16 protein-coding genes and 1 pseudogene are annotated in these 18,125 nt (G+C 69.4%); 8 read left to right on the top strand and 9 right to left on the bottom strand.

Annotated elements, in window-relative coordinates; translation table 11 throughout:
* From IBL26_RS20945 to efp, 3 genes and pseudogenes are all read right to left on the bottom strand, one after another.
* Positions 1 to 209 (bottom strand): annotated as a pseudogene (locus IBL26_RS20945) (hypothetical protein); the annotation flags it as partial.
* 136 nt (positions 210 to 345) lie between these two features.
* Positions 346 to 1,191, bottom strand: a complete 846-nt coding sequence (locus tag IBL26_RS20940; protein WP_187786463.1) for an inositol monophosphatase family protein — start codon at positions 1,189 to 1,191, stop codon at positions 346 to 348.
* A gap of 142 nt (positions 1,192 to 1,333) precedes the next feature.
* Positions 1,334 to 1,900 carry an elongation factor P gene (gene efp / locus IBL26_RS20935; protein WP_187786462.1) on the bottom strand — a complete coding sequence of 189 codons (567 nt, stop codon included), beginning with the start codon at positions 1,898 to 1,900 and terminating at the stop codon, positions 1,334 to 1,336.
* Positions 1,901 to 2,494: 594 nt separating this feature from the next.
* On the opposite strand from efp, the gene asnB reads away from it, so the two are divergent.
* On the top strand, positions 2,495 to 4,447 hold the full coding sequence (asnB, locus tag IBL26_RS20930) for an asparagine synthase (glutamine-hydrolyzing) (protein WP_187786461.1): 1,953 nt from the start codon (positions 2,495 to 2,497) through the stop codon (positions 4,445 to 4,447).
* 102 nt (positions 4,448 to 4,549) lie between these two features.
* Here the strand turns inward: asnB and IBL26_RS20925 are convergent, their stop codons facing one another.
* The gene (locus tag IBL26_RS20925; protein WP_187786460.1) at positions 4,550 to 5,719 is read right to left on the bottom strand and encodes a glycosyltransferase; all 1,170 of its coding nucleotides are present in this window, start codon (positions 5,717 to 5,719) and stop codon (positions 4,550 to 4,552) included.
* Positions 5,720 to 5,802: 83 nt separating this feature from the next.
* Positions 5,803 to 7,107, bottom strand: coding sequence for a DUF445 domain-containing protein (locus IBL26_RS20920; protein ID WP_187786459.1), 1,305 nt, complete (start codon positions 7,105 to 7,107; stop codon positions 5,803 to 5,805).
* Between the two features lie 131 nt (positions 7,108 to 7,238).
* On the opposite strand from IBL26_RS20920, the gene IBL26_RS20915 reads away from it, so the two are divergent.
* The 6 genes from IBL26_RS20915 to uraH all read left to right on the top strand — a co-directional run bounded on the left by IBL26_RS20915 (position 7,239) and on the right by uraH (position 12,190).
* Positions 7,239 to 7,385 carry a hypothetical protein gene (locus IBL26_RS20915; protein ID WP_187786465.1) on the top strand — a complete coding sequence of 49 codons (147 nt, stop codon included), beginning with the start codon at positions 7,239 to 7,241 and terminating at the stop codon, positions 7,383 to 7,385.
* A complete protein-coding gene (locus tag IBL26_RS20910; RefSeq protein WP_187786458.1) occupies positions 7,382 to 8,116 on the top strand; it encodes a metal ABC transporter ATP-binding protein in 735 nt (244 codons plus the stop codon). The genes IBL26_RS20915 and IBL26_RS20910 overlap by 4 nt, the downstream gene beginning before the upstream one ends.
* A gap of 1 nt (position 8,117) precedes the next feature.
* Positions 8,118 to 8,990 (top strand): metal ABC transporter permease, encoded by an 873-nt coding sequence (locus tag IBL26_RS20905; RefSeq protein WP_187786457.1) that lies wholly within the window; start codon positions 8,118 to 8,120, stop codon positions 8,988 to 8,990.
* A gap of 374 nt (positions 8,991 to 9,364) precedes the next feature.
* Positions 9,365 to 10,315 carry an aldo/keto reductase gene (locus IBL26_RS20900; protein ID WP_187786456.1) on the top strand — a complete coding sequence of 317 codons (951 nt, stop codon included), beginning with the start codon at positions 9,365 to 9,367 and terminating at the stop codon, positions 10,313 to 10,315.
* A gap of 130 nt (positions 10,316 to 10,445) precedes the next feature.
* Entirely contained in the window at positions 10,446 to 11,864 is a 1,419-nt protein-coding gene (locus IBL26_RS20895) for an NAD(P)-binding domain-containing protein (RefSeq protein WP_187786455.1), read from the top strand.
* A complete protein-coding gene (gene uraH, locus IBL26_RS20890; RefSeq protein WP_187786454.1) occupies positions 11,861 to 12,190 on the top strand; it encodes a hydroxyisourate hydrolase in 330 nt (109 codons plus the stop codon). Before IBL26_RS20895 ends, uraH begins: the two co-directional genes overlap by 4 nt.
* Here the strand turns inward: uraH and IBL26_RS20885 are convergent.
* The 4 genes from IBL26_RS20885 to IBL26_RS20870 all read right to left on the bottom strand — a co-directional run bounded on the left by IBL26_RS20885 (position 12,175) and on the right by IBL26_RS20870 (position 17,204).
* Entirely contained in the window at positions 12,175 to 12,900 is a 726-nt protein-coding gene (locus IBL26_RS20885) for an SOS response-associated peptidase (RefSeq protein WP_187786453.1), read from the bottom strand. The two genes, uraH and IBL26_RS20885, sit on opposite strands and share 16 nt — an antisense overlap.
* Complete coding sequence (locus tag IBL26_RS20880) at positions 12,901 to 14,499, bottom strand: ABC transporter substrate-binding protein (RefSeq protein ID WP_187786452.1); 1,599 nt, start codon at positions 14,497 to 14,499, stop codon at positions 12,901 to 12,903.
* A 156-nt stretch (positions 14,500 to 14,655) separates the two neighbouring features.
* A complete protein-coding gene (locus IBL26_RS20875; protein ID WP_187786451.1) occupies positions 14,656 to 15,969 on the bottom strand; it encodes a CapA family protein in 1,314 nt (437 codons plus the stop codon).
* A gap of 65 nt (positions 15,970 to 16,034) precedes the next feature.
* Positions 16,035 to 17,204, bottom strand: a complete 1,170-nt coding sequence (locus IBL26_RS20870; RefSeq protein ID WP_187786450.1) for a M20 aminoacylase family protein — start codon at positions 17,202 to 17,204, stop codon at positions 16,035 to 16,037.
* Positions 17,205 to 17,330: 126 nt separating this feature from the next.
* On the opposite strand from IBL26_RS20870, the gene IBL26_RS20865 reads away from it, so the two are divergent.
* Positions 17,331 to 18,032 carry an extensin-like domain-containing protein gene (locus tag IBL26_RS20865; protein ID WP_187786449.1) on the top strand — a complete coding sequence of 234 codons (702 nt, stop codon included), beginning with the start codon at positions 17,331 to 17,333 and terminating at the stop codon, positions 18,030 to 18,032.
* The last annotated feature ends 93 nt before the right edge of the window (positions 18,033 to 18,125 follow it).

Below are 18,125 nucleotides of genomic sequence, written 5' to 3'. Positions count from 1 at the left end.
GGCGGCGCGGCGGCGGGGTCCGCGGGCGCAGCCGGGCTGGGCGGGCGAGTGACGCCGGTGGGGGCGCCGACCTGGGCCAGCGCGCTGTGGGCGAATGGCACGGAGAGGGCCAGCGTCATCGTCGCCGCTCTCAGGGCGGCAGCCAGCGGTGGCGCCAGCAGCGCGGGGCGGGGGGCGGGGCGGATCATCGGCAAAGGGCGGCGGCGCATCTGCGCGGCACCCTAGACCCAATCCCCCCGCAGCGTAAATGCGCCCGCCTTGTGGGCGGGCCTTCGGTCGCCTGTGCCCGCCGGAGGGCGAGCCGTCGGCAGCGTGTGCCCGCCGGAGGGGCGGGCGCGGGGTGCCTCAGCCCTCGCCGCGGGCGCGGGCGATGGCGGCGATGCCCTCGTTCACCGCGTCGCGCAGCTTGGGCTGCAAATGCGGGTTGCCGGCGACGACGTCGCCACCCGGATAGGCGTCACCGCCATCCGGCGAAGTGATGTAGCCGCCCGCTTCCTTCAGGATGATCATGCCGGCCGCGATGTCCCACGGCTTGATGCCCAGCTCCCAGTAGCCCTCGTACCGGCCGGCGGCGGTCCAGGCGAGGTCCAGCGCCGCGGCGCCCATGCGGCGGACGCCGGCGACCTGCGGCATCAGCTTGGCCAGGATGGCGCTGAACTCCGGCTTGCGCTGCGTCATGGCGAAGGGAATGCCGGTGGCGAACACCGCCGACAGCATGTCCCGCCGGCCGGAGACGCGCAGGCGGCGGTCGTTCAGGAACGCGCCATTGCCCTTCTCGGCCCAGAACATCTCGTCAGAGGCCGGGTTGTAGATGACGCCGGCCATGATCTCGCTGCTGGTCTCGCTGATGCGGCGCTCGATGCCGACCGAGACGCACCAGTGCGGGATGCCGTGAAGGAAGTTGGTGGTGCCGTCCAGCGGGTCGATCACCCAGCGCCATTCCCAGTCATCGGCACCGGTCTGGCCGCCTTCCTCGCCCAGGAAGGCGAAGTTCGGGCGGGCGCGCCCCAGCTCGGCCCGCAGCGTCTCCTCCGAGCGGAGGTCGGCCTGGGAGACGAAGTCGCCCGGGCCCTTCACGCTGACCTGCAGCTGCTCGACCTCGCCGAAATCACGCAGCAGGCGCTTGCCGGCCTTCTGCACGGCGCCGACGACGACATTCAGGGCGGGGGAAAGACGGGCGGAAGAAGCCACGGGCGGAACACTCCGGTAAGGCCGGGAAAGGAAAAGGCCGCGGCGGCGGGGCTTGGCCCTGCCAGCGCGCGGCGATCGGGGGTTGGGGGCGGCGTGCCGTCCCCGTCAGTCCCCGGCGCGCGGGCGCGCCGGGCAGCGGGCGTCAGCCCTTGGCGCGCTCGACGTAGGAGCCGTCCTCGGTCTTCACCACGATCCGCTCGCCGGCCGTGATGAAGGGGGGCACCAGCGTCTTGACGCCGTTGGAGAGCAGGGCCGGCTTGTAGGAGGAGGAGGCGGTCTGTCCCTTCACCACCGGGTCGGCCTCGGCCACTTCCAGCGTCACGTTCTGCGGCAGGTCCATGGCCACCGGGTCGCCCTCGATGAGCTTGACGGAGACCGTCATGTTCTCTTCCAGGAAGGGCAGGCGGTCGCCCAGGATCGCGGCGGGAACCACGGTCTGCTCGAAGGTCTCGGGATCCATCAGCACCAGGTTCTCACCGTCGGCGTAGGAGTAGGTGAACTCCTTGTCCTCGGTGGTCAGGCGCTCGACGGTGTCGGCGGTGCGCCAGCGATCGTCCTTCTTGGTGCCCGTCTTGATGTCGCGCATCTCGACCTGGATGAAGGCGCCGCCCTTGCCCGGGGTGATGATGGCGATCTTCAGCACGGTCCAGCGACGGCCCTCGTACTCGATGACCTGGCCGGGGCGCATCTGGTTGGCCTGCTGCTTCATGGGCTGGGCACCTGTGTCTATTGCGAGACGCTTGAAGGAACGAAAAGGGCCGCGCTCCAGGCAGGGCCTGAAGGCGGTCGGGGGCGGGGTTTAGCGCGGGGAGGCCGGCCAGGGCAAGCCGGCAACACCGGGCGGACCTTGGCACGGCGCGGCCGGCCAGCCCTGGCGGCCTCTGCCGGTCTGGCGGCCCGGCGAGGAATTCCTGGCTGTTTGCGGCCGGAAGGGGGACGCGCATCACCCGTGTTTCGGCCGGGCCTGGGCCGCAGGCATTGGTGGAACGGGCGCGCCGGCATCCGCGGTCACGCGGTATCGGAGGCGCCGTTGCGTCAGGCTCGTCGATCAGCCGGCAGATCGCTTCAGGCCATCTTTCCAGCCACTGAGGCGTTGCTGCGCGTATCATTCATCTGCGGGGCGGCGTGTGCAGCGCGATAACGTGAAGCCGCGATGGCTGAAACATGTCCATTCGTTGATGTTTTGCATCGTTTTCGCGTTATTGCTAATGCTCACGGGCGGCGTTGCGCGAAGACTCCGCCTGGGGAGGAAAACGGCCGGCCGATATGCGGCGTTGGTGCAGTTGCAGAGGGATTGATCGGCATGTGCGGCATCGTCGGCTTTTATACACCACATGGCATCGCCGATGATGCGCAGGCCTATGGGCTGATCGCGCGCATGCGGGACCGCCTTGTGCATCGCGGGCCGGATGACAGCGGCAGCTGGCTGGACCGCTCCGGCATGGCGCTGGGCTTCCGGCGCCTGTCGATCATCGACCTGTCGCCCGCCGGCCACCAGCCGATGCTCTCGGCCGACGGTCGCTACGCCGTGGTGATGAACGGCGAGATCTACAATTTCCAGGAAATCCGCGCCGAGATCGAGAGCGTGCGCGGCGCCGTGCCCTGGCGCGGGCATTCGGATACCGAGGTGATGGTGGAAGCCATTGCCCTCTGGGGCGTGGAGGCCGCGATCGGCCGCGCCAACGGCATGTTCGCCTTCGGTATCTGGGACCGGATGGAGCGCGCGCTCTGGCTGGCGCGGGACCGCATCGGCAAGAAGCCGCTCTATTATGGCTGGGCCGGCCAGTCCTTCCTGTTCGGGTCGGAACTGAAGTCGCTCTGGCCGCATCCGCAGTTCGATTTCAGCATCTCCACCGAATCGCTCTCCGAGTTCCTGCAGCTTGGCTATGTGCCGGGGGAGCGGACGATCTTCGCCGCCATCAGCAAGCTGCCCGGCGGCACGCTGCTGCGGGTGGATGCACGAACGGAACCTGGCACGGCGCTGCGCCCCATGCCCTACTGGGACCTGCGCGACGTCGCCCTGGCTGGGCTGGATGCGCAGGCCTCCGGCCAGGAGGCGACGGAGGAGGAGCTGGAGGCGCTGATCCAGGATGCCGTCGCCCGCCGCATGGTGGCTGACGTGCCGGTTGGCGCGTTTCTCTCCGGCGGCGTCGATTCCAGCCTGGTGACGGCGATGATGGCCGCGGGCTCTGGCAGCCAGGTGCGCAGCTTCTCCATCGGCTTCGCGGTGAAGGAATGGAACGAGGCAGAGCATGCCCGCTCCGTCGCCGGGCATCTCGGCACGCTGCATGAGGAGCTCTACGTGACGCCCGCCGAGCTGATCGGCGTGGTGACGGACTTGCCTGGCATCCTGGATGAGCCCTTCGCCGACGATTCGATGATCCCGACGACGCTGCTCTGCCGGCTGGCGCGCAGCAGCGTGACCGTGGCGCTCTCCGGCGATGGCGGTGACGAGCTGTTCGCCGGCTACGCGCGCTACGCCGCGATCGATCAGTGGCTCTCCCGCCGCACCAGTCTGCCGGCCTTTGGGCGTGCGCTGGCCAGCGGTATGGCCACGCGCCTGGCCGGCCCCGCCGGGCGCTGGAGCAGCACGCGCATGCAGCGCCGCCTGCTGTTGCTGGGTGGCCTGCTGGACCATGGTGACCCGGACCGCGTGCACGAGATGCTGGTGTCGCAATCCCTCGACCCCGGCGCCTACCTGGCCGAAGCGGGGGAGCGGCCGAACCCGTTGACCGATGGCACCTTCAACCTGGGCCGGTCCGGCGCCATCGACCGCATGACCTTCGTCGACACCTCGTCCTACCTGATCGACGACATCCTGGCGAAGGTGGACCGCGCCAGCATGTCCACCTCGCTGGAGGTGCGCTGCCCGTTGCTGGACTACCGCATCATCGAAATGTCCTGGCGCTTCCCGGCGCAGGCGAAGTGCAGCGGGGGCGTGGGCAAGCTGCCGCTGCGCTCCATCCTGTACCGCCACGTGCCGCGGCCGCTGGTGGACCGGCCGAAGATGGGCTTTGGCGCGCCGGTCGAGGTCTGGCTGCAGAACGAGTTGCGGGAGTGGGCGGAGGCGTTGATGAGCCGGGAGGCGCTGGGCCGCCACGGCCTGCTGAACGTCGCCGCCTGCCGACAGCTATGGGAGGATTTCGCCCTGCACGGCCGCGGCTGGAACCGGGTGATCTGGAATATCCTGATGTTCCAGGCCTGGCACCAGTCCATGGAGACCCAGGGCGCCGGGCGGGTGCAACTGGCGGCGTAGACCGTGTCCGCCGGGGAGAACCAGGGCGGACCCATGGGCCCGTGCTTAATGGCGTGCTTCACGCGGCCAGCTGAAGCAATCCGGCGCGCTCAGCGTGCCACGTCAGCCCACCATGGCCGTGAGATGCGCCTGCAGTTGCTGGGTGTTGCGGGACCAGGCAAAGCGTTCCGCACTTGCCCGCACCGCCGCCTGTGCCGGCGGGTCGGCCAGGATGGCGCGGATGGCGGCGGCGAAGGCGGCCGGGGTGCGCTCCCGCAGCAGGCGGCCGGCAGCCGGGCGGTCCACCGCCTCGGCGGCGCCGTCCACTTCCGGCGTCACCACCGGCGTGCCGCAGGCCATGGCTTCGATCCAGGCATTGGCCAGCCCCTCGCTTTCCGAGGCCAGCGCCATGACGTCGGCGGCGGCCAGCAGCGCCGGCAGCTGTGCATGCGGCACGCTGCCCAGCAGCCGCACGCGATGTTCGACGCCACGGGCCTTGGCCTGTGCCGCCAGCCGGCCATGCTCCGGCCCATCGCCCGCGATCAGCAAGGTGGCGCCCGGCAATTCGGCCAGTGCGTCGATGACGATGTCATGCCCCTTGCGCGGGATCAGCGCACCCAGGCTGATGATCAGCGGGCCGTCGATGCCCAGCAGCTGCTTTGCGCCGGCGCGGTCCTGCGGGTGGAAGCGCTCCAGGTCGACGCCGGTGTAGTGCACGGCGATGCGCCCGGCATCCATGCCCATGGCCACCATGTCCTGCCGCAGGGATTGCGCCACGGCCAGCATGCCCTTGGCCTGCTGCGCCGCCCGCAACACCTGGGCGCGGCAGCCCGGGCGGCGGCCCCAGTAGTGGATATCCGCCCCACGTGCCTTGACCGAGAAGGGGACGCCGAACTCCTCCGCCAGCGCGGCGGCGGCCGGGCCGTCGGGATAGAAAAATTGGGCGTCAATGACGTCGAACGCGAAACCCTCCTCCCGCCAGCGCCGCAGCACCGGCCGGGCCGCGTGCGCGGTCAGCGTCGGGTTCAGCGGGCCACTGACGCCGGGCATGACCCGCAGGCGCGGGCGGGCGACCTGGATACCTTTCCAGATCTCCTCCGCCGGCAGGGGCCGCAGGGCGCGGTAGCGCGGGATCAGGTCAAGCGGGAAGAGCGGCACGGCGATGGGGTTGATCACCCGCAGCTCCACACCCTCGCACGCCGCCAGGCGCAATGTCTGGTTCTCGACGAACACGCCGAAATTCGGCTGAGTCGGGTTCGGAAACAGCGTCGATAACGTGACCACCCTGAGCATGCGCGCTGCATAGCATGCCGCACCCCGCCGAGCCCGAGCTTTTAGTTGCGGAAACGCAAGTCTTTTACTGGCTTCCGGGTGGCTCAGCTCGCCACCCGGCCGAACACCGCGTGCAGCAGCGCGTAGAGCGCGCCGCCGGCCAGGAAGCCGACCAGCGTGCCGTTCACCCGGACGAATTGCAGGTCCCGGCCCACGCGCAGCTCGATCTTGTCCACCACCGTCGCCGTGTCCCAATTGCCCACCACCTCGGCGATGAAGCCGGAGAGGCGGTCCTGCGCCCCCGGCAGCAGGCCGCGCAGCAGGCTCTCCACCGTGGCGTTGACGCGGGCGCGGGCGTTCTCGTCCTGCTCCAGCAACGCACCGAGATTGCCGAGCAGGCCGGAGACCAGCGCGACGGTGCGCCCATCGGTCCGCCCGGCATCGTTGGCCAGCGCGGTCTTCAGGCGGTCCCATACATCCATCAGCCAGATATTGACGGTGGGGTGGGCCATCGCCTCCCGCATCGCCCGGCCGATGGTGGCGGCACGCTCCGGGTCATGTTCCAGCTTGTCGATCTCGGCGAGCAGCCAGGTCTCGAAGGCGGCGCGCAACTCGCTGTCATCCGGCTCGATCTTCTCCAGCTCCTGGTTGATCGAGCTGAGGATGCGGCGGGCAACGGCGGCGCCGGCCAGCCAGCCCATCAGGGCGCCACCCTCGGCCCGCACGCGGGCCTGGATCGCGTCTCGCAGGCTCTCTTCCTTGCTGGAGAGCACGACGCGGATCTGCGTCAGCGCCAGGCCGAACACCTGCTGGTGCTGGCCGCCGGCCATCAGCGTGCGCAGCAGCCGCGCCAGCATGCGGGCGGCGGCAGGGCCGGAGACGATGCGCGGCAGGATGCGCCCCAGCAGCCGGCGGGCGCGGCCATCCTCCACCGAGAGCAGCACGCGCGGCAGGCTGGCCGCCAGCGCCTCCGCCGCCGGGCGGGTATTGGCCGGGTCCTCCAGCACGCGGCGGAGGATGGAGGCGACATCGATGCGCGCCATGACCCGGCGCATCTCCGCCTCGGTGAACACGTGGTTGGCGACGAAGCGGCCCAGCCCACGGCCCAACCGTTCCTTCTGGCGCGGGATGATGGCGGTGTGCGGGATGGGCAGGCCCATCGGCCGGCGGAACAGCGCCGTCACCGCGAACCAGTCCGCCAACCCGCCGACCAACCCGGCCTTGGCCGCCGCCTGCAACAGGTCCGTGGCATAGCCCGGCGGCATCCAGTACGCGCCGAGCATCAGCGCCGCCATGACCACCAGCAGGCCGCCGGCGAAGGCACGGTAGCGGGAGAGGTTGCGGCGCAGCGCCGCTTCCGGATCGGGGATGGGAACGGCGGCGGGCGAGGGCGGGGGAAGCGAGTCCATGCGCCATAGGTAGGGTGATTCGCACCCGCCGGTAACCGGCCGGGCGGCGGCGGCGCATGGTTTTCGGTGGTCAGCCTTGCAGGCAGGACAGTTGGCGCCAAGATGAGTGTGATGTTATGACATAACGCAACATGACCCCGCACCACGCCCATTCCCACCCCGAACCCTGGCTGACCGATCCGCTGGCGCTGGCCGCCGGCACGGCGTCCCGCCTGGTGCTGGCCGCGGTGTTGCTGGTGGTGCTGTGGGGTGGCGTATTTTGGGCGTTGGCGGCATGAGCGCTGAGATCCGGCTTTCCAACCTCACCCTCAGCCATGGGCGGCGGGCGGCGGTGCACCATGTATCCGGCCAGTTCGCGCCGGGCAGCCTGACGGCCATCGTTGGCCCCAATGGCGCCGGCAAGTCCACGCTGCTGCGCGCCATCGCCGGGCTGCACAAGCCCGATGCCGGGGACCTGGCGGCGCCGCGCGGCTCCATCGCGCTGCTGCCGCAAGTCGCCGCCGTGGACCGCGCCTTCCCCATCCGGTGCCTGGACGTGGTGCAGTTCGGCCACTGGTCCCGCGCCGGCGCCTTCCGCGCCATTCGCACGGCCGAGCGCGCCATGTCCCTGGACGCCCTGGCCGCCGTGGGGCTGGAGGGCTTCGCCAGCCGCCCGGTCGGCAGCCTCTCCGTCGGCCAGTTCCAGCGCGTGCTGTTCGCCCGGCTGCTGGTGCAGGACGCCCCGGTGATCCTGCTGGATGAGCCGTTCAACGCGTTGGACACCCGCACCATCACCGATCTGCTGGTGCTGGTGCGCCGTTGGCACGGCGAGGGCCGCACCGTCATCGCCGTGCTGCACGACATGGAACTGGTGAAGCGCGAGTTCCCCGAGACGCTGCTACTGGCGCGCGAGGCCATCGCCTGGGGCCCGACCGCCGAGGCACTCTGCGCCGAGAACCGCCTGCGGGCCCGGATGATGTCCGAGGCCTGGATGGACGAGGCCGAGGTCTGCGCGCGCGACGCCGCCTGACATGTCGTTTCTGGATCTGATCTGGGGCCCCTTCGTCGAGTTCGGCTTCCTGCGCCGGGCGCTGGTCGGTTGCCTCGCGCTGTCCCTCGCCGCGCCGCCGCTGGGGGTGTTCCTGATGCTGCGGCGGATGAGCCTGACCGCCGACGTGCTGGCGCATGGCATCCTGCCCGGCATCGCTGCCGGCTTCCTGGTTGCCGGGCTGTCCGTCACCGCCATGTCCATCGGCGGGCTGGTGGCCGGGCTGGTGGTCGCGTTGGGCGCTGGCGTCATCTCCCGCGCCACGGGGGGACGGGAGGATGCGGCGCTGGCCGCGCTGTACCTGGTGGCCCTGGCCCTGGGCGTCACCTTGATCTCCACCCGCGCCGGCTCAGTCGAGCTCTCCCACCTGCTGTTCGGCAGCGTGCTGGGCGTCGATGACCCGGCGCTGTTCATGATGGCGGGCGTCGCCAGCCTGACCCTGGTGGCGTTGGCCTTCGCCTGGCGGCCGCTGGTGCTGGAGTGCTTCGACCCTTCCTTCGCCGCCGCGGCCGGCATGCGCGGTGGGTTGTGGCACCTGCTATTCCTGGGGCTGGTGGTGCTGAACGTGCTGGCCGCTTTCCAGGCGCTGGGCACGCTGATGGCGGTGGGGCTGATGATGCTGCCCGCCGTCGCCGCCCGCCACTGGTCCCGCGACGTCGGCGGCATGGCCTATGCCTCGGCCGGCATCGCCATCTTCTCCAGCCTCACCGGCCTGCTGCTCTCTTACCACCTGGACCTGCCGAGCGGCCCGGCCATCGTGCTGGTGGCCGGCGCAGCCTGGGTGGTGTCGCTGGTGGCCGGGCCGGTCGATGGGCTGCTCGCCCGATGGCTGAAGCGCCCGCATCTGGCGGGGTGATGCGGGGGATTGAAGGCGGGGGAAGGAATTCCCCGGCCCCCTTCTGTTCTTTCTGCCAGTTGGCGCGGCGCTGCCGGACTGAGAGCGGGCGCTGCTTGATGATTTCAATAACAGACCAAGTGGGCTGAGCTTTCAGTCGCCGGAGGTCCAAGACCTCCGGCGCACCCAACCGGCTTTCAGGCCCGATTTCTCAGCAGCCACACCGGCAGAAACTCGAAAAAAGAAAAGATGAGGTCCGGGGAATTCTTTCCCCGGCCTTCTCCCCGCCCACCCTGGACCGCGCCCCGCGTGCGGATCATGCTCCCTGATCGGACAGGGTGACTCGCCGGCAGGCGACGATCGCCCCGTGACTGTCATTTCAGAGGAAATTCCGCATGGAACAGCGCGCATTGGGCAAGACCGGCTTCACGGTCGCGCCCCTGGCCTTTGGCGGCAACGTGTTTGGCTGGACGGTGGACGAGGCGCAGTCCTTCAAGCTGCTGGACGCCTTCGTGGCCGGCGGCGGCAATTTCATCGACTCGGCCGATGTGTATTCCAAGTGGAAGGAAGGCAATCAAGGCGGTGAGTCGGAGACCATCATCGGCAACTGGCTGGCCGCGCGCGGCGGGCGAGACAAGGTGGTGATCGCCACCAAGGTCGGCATGGATTTCTCGCCGGAGCGGGGCGGCCTGTCCCGCCGCTGGATTTCGGCGCAGGTGGAGGAGTCGCTGAAGCGCCTCCGCACCGATCATATCGACCTGTATTACTCGCACCGCGACGACGACAAGGTGCCGCAGGAAGAGACGCTGGAAGCGCACGCCGCCCTGGTGAAGGCCGGCAAGGTGCGCGCGCTCGGTGCCTCCAACTTCAAGGCGGACCGGTTGAAGTCGGCGCTGGAGATCAGCGACCGGGCTGGCCTGCCGCGCTACGGCGTGCTGCAGCCGCTGTACAATCTGTATGACCGCAGCGAGTTCGAAGGCCCGTTGCAGGATCTCTGCGTGGCCGAGGGCATTGCCGTCGCGCCCTACTACACGCTGGCCAGCGGCTTCCTGACCGGTAAGTACCGCAGCGAGGCCGACCTGTCGCAGAGCGCGCGTGGCGGCAAGATCGGCACCAACTACCTGAATGAGCGTGGCCTGCGCATCCTGAAGGCAATGGATGAGGTGGCGGCCCGCCTCAACGTCAAGCCGTCCCAGGTCGCGGTGGCCTGGCTGGCGGCGCGGCCCGCGGTGGTGGCGCCGATCGCCAGCGCCACCAAGCTGGACCAGCTGGAGGAACTGCTGGCGGCGGCGCGGTTGAAGCTGGATGCCGAGGCGATGCAGGCGCTGGATGCCGCCAGTGCCTGATATGGCCTGATCCTTGCAGATGTGCGGGGTGCAGCGCCATGCTGCGTCGCACCCCGCGCCCAAGGCCAGCACCCATGCTTGATGTTCTGCTATCCGTTGCCCGGCCCAGACCGCAGAGAAAGGTCGGCCGATGAGTGGCGACGCGGCACTGGCCACGCTGGAACGCGGCGTCCGGCAACAGCTTGAGTATCTCGATTACCCCAGCCATGCCTGGATGCCGCCGGCGGCGGCGGGCGTGCTGGATGTCGCCATTATCGGCGCTGGCCAGACCGGGCTGGCGACGGCCTTCGCGCTGCGGCGGCAGAAGGTGGGCCATATCGCGGTGTTCGACCGCGCGGCGCCGGGCGGCACCGGTGTCTGGACCACCTTCGCGCGGATGCGCACGCTGCGGACGCCAAAGCACGTCACCGGCCCGGATCTCGGCGTCCCGGCGCTGACGCCACGCGCCTTCTTCGAGGCGCGTGACGGCGCCGAAGCCTGGGCAAGCCTGCACAAGATTGGCCGCGAGGACTGGCAGCGTTATCTGGACTGGTACAGCCGGGTGCTGGACCTTCCGGTGCGGCATGGCCACGCGCTGACCGCCATCGAGCAGGACGGCGCGCTGGTCCGCCTGCGCTTCGCCACCCCGCAGGGCGAGGCGGTGGTGCGCGCCCGACGGCTGGTGCTGGCCACCGGCATGGATGGCTCCGGCGCCTGGGTCACGCCGCCGCCCTTCGACACCCTCCCGGCGGAGAAGGTGCTGCACACGGCGCAGGAGATCGACTTCGCCGGGCTGGCGGGCAAGCGGCTGTTGGTGATCGGCGCCGGCGCCTCGGCCTTCGACAATCTGGCGACGGCGCTGGAGGCCGGCGCGGGCGAGGCAAAGATGCTGGTGCGCCGGCCGCTGATGCCGCGCGTCAATCCGTTCCGCTGGATGGAGCAGGCCGGGTTCCTCGGCCAGCACCATGCACTGCCGGATCTGCTGAAGTGGCGCTTCACCCGCCACATCTTCGAATTGAACCAGCCGCCGCCGCAGGAAAGCTGGGACCGGGTGGCCAGCGACCCGCGCTTCTCCATCGTCATGGGCGCGCCGGTCGCTGGGGCACGGATGGTGGGGGACCAGGTGGAGCTGGAGACGCCGAAGGGGCGCTTCCAGGCTGATGCGGTGATCCTGGGCACCGGCAGTACCTTCAACCTGGGCCTGCGGCCGGAACTGGCGCCTTTCGCCGCTCATATCCGGCTGTGGCGGGACGCCTTCACGCCGCCGCCGGGGGAGGAGAGCGCGCTCTGCGCCGTCTCGCCCTACCTTTCGGACGACTTTAGCTTTCAGGAAAAGCAGCCGGGCATGGCACCGCTGCTCACCCGCATCCACTGCATCACCTATGCGGCGACGCTCTCCATGGGCCTCTCGGGCGCCAGCATCAGCGGCATGAAATACGGCGTGCCGCGTCTGGTGGACGGCATCTGCCGTGCGCTGTGGCGAGAGGATGCGGAACTGCACCTGGCCGCGCTGCGTGGCTTCGACCTGCTGGAGCTGACATCGGTCATTCCTGGGGAGGCCGCGGAATGAAGCCCTCCGCCCTCAGCACCCATGTGCTGGATAGCGCCAAAGGCATCCCCGCCGCCGGCGTGGCGGTGGAGCTGTGGCGCGAGGGTGCGCTGGTGACACGCGCCTTCACCAATGCCGATGGCCGCACCGATACGCCGCTGCTGACGCCGGAGACTTTCCAGCCCGGCCGCTACGAATTGCGCTTCGCCATGGGCGCCTATTTCGGTGTCGCGGATGGCTTCCTGGATATCGTCACGCTGAATGTCGGGCTGGCGGCGGGGCAGGGGCACTATCACGTGCCGCTGCTGTGCTCGCCGTGGTCCTACAGCACCTATCGCGGTTCGTAGGGGGAGGGGTCGTTCAGTTCCGGCGGCGGGTTCGCCGTCGGGTCGCGCTCGATCAGCCCGGCATCGTTCTCAGAGAACTTGCCGACGCGGGCGGGCACCGGCCAGCAGGCGAGGTCCTCCGCCGGGCTGGGCTTCAGCAGTGCCAGCAGCTCCGGCGTCGCCGCCGGTTCCTCGCCCAGCCAGAGCGGCCATGCCTCGGGCGGCAGGATCACCGGCATGCGGTGGTGCACCAGCGCCTGCTTGGCATTGGCATCGGTGGTGATGATGGTGAAGCTGCGCAGCCAGGTGCCGTCCGGCTGCTGCCAGCCTTCCCACAGCCCGGCCAGCGCCATCAGCGCGCCATCGCGCAGCGCCACGGCATAGGGCTGCTTGCGCGCACCCTCCTGCCGCCATTCATAGAAGCCGTCAGCCGGCACCAGGCAGCGCCGCTTGGCGAAGGCGTCGCGGAAGGAAGGCTTCTCCGCCACCCCATCCGCCCGCGCGTTCATCAGCTTCGCGGCACCGCTGGCATCCTTGGCCCAGCGCGGTACCAGGCCCCAGCGCAGGATGCCGAGGCTCCGCTGCCCGGTCTGCGGGTTGCGGCGGAGCACGGGGGCGTCCTGCGTCGGCGCGATGTTGTAGGAGGGCGGGTGGTTGGGCGGCGCATCCAGCGCGCCGAACACCTTGCTGACCTGTGCGAGGTCACGCTGGAGGAGGTACCGCCCGCACATTCACCCGGCCCGCTTGATGTTCCAGAACACGGCCTGCCCCATGGCCATGTCCGTCAGGTTGCTGCGATAGGCCTGCAGCCGGCGGTATTCTCCCAGCGGCACGTAGGGCACGTCCTGCATCACCTCGGTCTGCAGCGCGCGGGCGATCTGCTTCTGCGCGGCGAGGTCCGGCGCGGCGAACCAGTCCTGCCGCAGCGCCTCGATCTTGGCGTTGTCCGGCCAGCCGAACCAGGCGCGGGCGCCGTTGGTCCGCAGCGCCAGGTGCCCGGCGGGGTCGATCGTGGTGGAGAGGCCGGTGCAGAACGCGCTCCAGCCGCCTTTCTCCACCGGCTCGCGCGAGGAGCGGCGCTGGCTGATGGTGCCCCAGTCACCGCTCTGCGAATCCACGTTCATGCCGGCTTCGCGCATGACATGGGCGGAGACTTCGGCCAGGGCGCGCAGCGTCGGGTAATCCTCCGCCTGCAGCATCACCACGCGCTCGCCGTTATAGCCGGCGGCGGCGAGGTCGCGCTTCACCTTGGCCATGTCGCGCGGGCCTTTCAGCACGTCCAGCCCAGCATCGTTGGCCAGCGGGGAATCGGAGCTGAAGCAGCCGACGCCCGCCTTCCAAGCCTGCGGGTCGGTGCCATAGGCCGCCTGCATCATGTCCTCCTGGTTGATGCCGCCCAGCAGCGCCCGGCGGATGGCCGGGTTGTTGAAAGGCGCCTGCAGGTGGTTGAAGCGCAGGATGGTGCTGTAGAAATCATCGCCGTAGGCGACCTTCACCTGCCGGTTGCGCGAGAGCATGGGTGCGATGTCGCTGCTGGTGCTCTCGATCCAGTCGATCTCGCCATTCATTAGCGCGGCGGCGGCGGTGGATTGGTCGGGGATGATGTGCCACTCGACCCGCTCGAAATTGGCGCGCTTCGGGCCGGCGGTGCGGTCCGGCGTGCCATCCGGGCGGGGCACGTATTGCTCGTTGCGGGCGTAGACAACGCGCGCGCCGGCCAGCCGCTCATTGGTCACGAAGCGGTAGGGGCCGCTGCCGATCATCTCCGTCACCTGCTGGGAGGAGGGCGTCGCCGCCAGCCGTTCCGGCATGATGATGCAGAGCGAGGCGCCGACCTTACCCAACGCCGCCGGCAGGGTGGGGAAGGGGCGCTTGAAGCGGAAGCGGATCGTGCGGTCGTCCACCGCCACGATCTCGTCCGCCACGCTGAGCACTTCCTGCCCGTACATGTCGCGCGAGCCCCAGCGGCGGATGCTGGCCACGCAGTCCTTCGCGCGCACCGGCTCCCCATCATGGAACTTCAGCCCGTCGCGCAGCGTCAGCACCCAGGTCTTGTTGTCGTCCGAGACCTCGTGCCCCGCCACCATCTGCGGGTGCGGCTGGTACTGGGCGTCGAGGCCGTAGAGCGTATCGAACACCATGAAGGCGTGGTTGGTGGTGACGGTGGCGGTGGAGAAGATCGGGTCCAGTACCGCGAGGTCGGCCTGAGGCACGAAGCGCAGCAGGTTGCTGCCCTGGGCGCGGGCCAGGCGTGGCGTGGCGAAGCTGGCGGCGGCGGCGGCGCCGAGCAGGGTGCGGCGGCGGATCGGCGGTGTGGTAGGAAGGCGCATGCGGAACTCCTGGTCCTGGAAGGGGCAGTCAGGAACGGTGGCCGTGAGCGTGTGTGGCGTTCGGAGCGGTCATGTCGTCCTGAATTGGTCAATCCGCGACGATCACTCTCCAGCCGGCGATGTGCCGGGCCATTCGGCCCGGCCCGGGCGCAAAGGTCAACCGCCGAGAGACACTTCGCCCCGGTTGTCTCGTTGCGTGATGCGGGTGCCGAAGGGCTCTGACAGCCTCGCGAAGCGGGAGAGGATGCGCGTGGCATCCTCGCCTTGCGCCAGCCGGGGGCGGCCGCGGCGGTGGCGTGCCTCGCCAAGGCCAAGGCTGACAGGAACGATTTCGATGCGCGCCAGGGCACCATCGGCGAAGGTGCAGAAGGGTACGACGGTTTCCCAGAATTTGCGTTCGGAGGGAAAGCCCTTGGCGTCGTTATCGGTGCGCTGGCGATAGACCAGGCCGGGCGTCAGCTCCGGGTCCGCCTTGAAGCGCTCGTAGGAATCGGAGGGCAGGCGCGGCACCAGCTCGTTCTGCCCGATGAAATTGCCCAGGCTGTAGAAGATGGGCTTGCCCTTGTAGATTTCCATGCCGCGCAACAGATGCGGCCCGTGGCCAACAACCAGGTCGGCGCCTTCGTCGATCATCTGCCGGGCGAAGGCCGGAATGAATTCGGCCGGGATTTCCTTGTCCCCATTCTGCTCATGCGCATGCAGGCTGACGAGCACGACGTCCGAGACCCCGCGTGCCTCCCGCACCCAGCGGGCGATGCCGGCGACATCCTTAGCATTCGGCGTGGTCTTCAGCGCGGTCTTGTCCGCCGCGCGGAAATTCAGCGTGTCGAAGGGGAACACCGCCGGGTCGGACGGTGGGTGGCCGAAGCCGAGCTGGATCTTGAACTGGCGGAACTGCTCGATCCCGAGCCCCAGCGCGATCTCCTTCAGCACGGCCAGCTGGGCTTCCGTGACCTCGTGCATCGTCTCGAACCGCAGGGGGTTCAGGCCGGGGCGGCCGGGCATGTCCGGCCGCTGCGCGCTGGCTTCCTGCCCCTTGGCGAAGGTCGCGCTGCAGGACAGCATGGCAACGGTGCCGTTGGGATGCTCCCGGTAGGCCGGGCGGCGCGCGTCCTCCAGGTTCCGGCCGGCGCCGGCATGGGTGATGCCGCGCGCGTCGAGCGCCTCCAGCGAGTGCAGCAGGCCGGAGATGCTGTAGTCCAGGCAATGATTGGTGGCGGTGGCGAACAGGTTGAAGCCGGCGTCCGTCAGTTCATCCAGCACCCAGGCAGGGGCACCGAAATGCGACCCGCCGCTTTCCAGCGCCGGATCGCCCCGGAAATCGTTGGCCAGCACCTCAAGATTGGTGAAGGCCAGGTCGGCGCCGCGGATCAGGTCGAACAACGGCGAGAGCAGGGGGTCCTGCCGGCTCAGCAACCTGCGTTGCAGGATGCTATCACCGGTCAGCGCCAGGCGGAGGGAGGCAGTCATGCGCGAAACGTCCCTGATGTCCGCGCGGGACTATGGGCGCCTTCCGCCCGCCTGTCTCCCCACCTTCAACGCGGCAGAAGCTGTTCCACCAGGGTGGCGAAGTAGCTGGCGCCGACAGGAAGAATCTCGTCGTTGAAGTCGTAGCGCGGGTGGTGCACGCCGGGGTCGTTGCCGGTACGGCCGGCGCCCAGCATCAGGTAGGCGCCCGGCTTCTCGTTCAGCATGAAGGAGAAATCCTCGCCGCCCATCGTCGGCCGCTCCAGCTCCTTCACCCGTGCCTCGCCGGAGACGGCGGTGGCCGCGCGCTGCGCCAGGATGGTGGAGGATTCCTCGTTGACCGTGGCGGGATACATGCGGTGGAAGCTGACATCGGCCGTGGCGCCGAAGGCGGTGGCGATGCCGGTGGCGAGGTCCCGCACCTTCTTCTCCAGCAGGTCGCCGATCTCGGGCTTGAACCAGCGGGCGGTGCCGCGCAGCAGCACCGTCTCCGGGATCACGTTGTGGATGTGGCCGCCCTGGATGTGGCCGATGGTCACCACGCCGGATTCCAGCGGCTCCACGTTCCGCGCCACGATGCTCTGGAAGGCGGAGACGATCTGGGCGGCGATGACGATGGGGTCGTTGCCGTTATGCGGCATCGCGCCATGCGCGCCCTTGCCGGTGATGGTGATGTCGATATTGCCGACCGCCGCCATCACGGGCCCGACGCGCCAGTGGAACTCGCCCGCCGGCAGGTTCGGCCAGTTGTGGATGCCGAAGACGCGTTCCATCGGGTAGCGGTCGAACACGCCTTCCTGCACCATCACGCTGGCGCCGCCGAGATTCTCCTCCGCCGGCTGGAACAGCAGGTAGGCGGTGCCGGCGAAGTTGCGGGTCTCGGCCAGGTACTTGGCGGCACCCAGCAGCATGGTGGTGTGGCCGTCATGACCGCAGGCATGCATCTTGCCCGGGGTTAGGGAGCTGTAGGGAACGCCGGATTCCTCGACGATCGGCAGCGCGTCCATATCCGCGCGCAGGCCGATGCCGGGGCCGGGGGCCGCGCCCTTGATGATGCCGATGACGCCGGTCTTGGCCACGCCGGTGATGACCTCGTCCACGCCGAATTCGCGCAGCTTCTCCGCCACCTTGGCCGCGGTGCGCACTTCCTCGAAGGCCAGCTCGGGATGCTGGTGGAAGTCGCGGCGCCAGGCGGTCATGTCGTCATGGAAATCGGCGATGCGGTTCAGAACGGGCATGGTGGGGCAATCCTACTAAAGCTCTCTGTCATGCTTGTGCGGCCCGGCGCCGCTGGCAAGGGTGTGACGTGACAAAGTGTGGCGGCACGCTGTCCGCCCGCCGGCACGGGCCCATCTGTTACAGGCATGATCCGCCGTATTCTGCTGACCCTGTTCCTGCTGGCGCCGCTGGCCCTGGCCGGCGCCTATTTCGCCGGCGTGGTGCGCCTGCCGCCCGAGTGGGACCCGCGCGCGCCGCTGGACTTCCGCGCCGAGCCCAACATGATGACGCGCTGGAAGCTGGCCCGCATGCGGATGCAGCCAGAAAGCTGCTTCGCCGCCTTCGAGGCCTCGGGCCTGACGCCGCAACGCCTGCCGGACCGGGCCTCGGATACCGGGTGCCCGCTGGTCGATACGATGCGGCTGGAAGGCGAAAGCGCCGTGCTCAGCCCGGCACGGCCGATGGTGACCTGCCCCGTCGCCGCCGCGTGGCTGTTGTTCGAGCGGCACGCACTGCAACCGGCGGCCGAGGCGCATTTCGGCAGCACGGTCAGCCGGGTACAGCACCTCGGCACCTACAACTGCCGCAACGTCTACCACCGCGACCAAGGCCGCCGCAGCCAGCACGCCACGGCCAACGCCATCGACATCGCCGGCTTCACCCTGGCCAATGGGCGGGACGTGCGCCTGGTGCGGGACTGGCAGGCCGAAGGTGCCCCCGCCGCCTTCCTGCGCGACGTGCGCGATGGCGCCTGCCGCTACTTCGGCGCCGTGCTGGGGCCGGACTACAACACCGCGCATCGCGACCACTTCCACTTCGACAAGGGGGTGTGGTCACGCTGCAGCTAGGTCAGGGGAAGGCCGGGGAAGGAATTCCCCGGACCCCATCTTTTCTTTCTGCTAGTTCAGCGCAGCGCTGCAGGACTGAGAACTGCATGATGA

This window comes from Teichococcus aerophilus (assembly GCF_014490485.1).
Lineage (GTDB): Bacteria > Pseudomonadota > Alphaproteobacteria > Acetobacterales > Acetobacteraceae > Pseudoroseomonas > Pseudoroseomonas aerophila.
The sequence above is the reverse complement of the archived record's forward strand: the minus strand, read 5'-3'. Positions and strand labels throughout refer to the sequence as shown.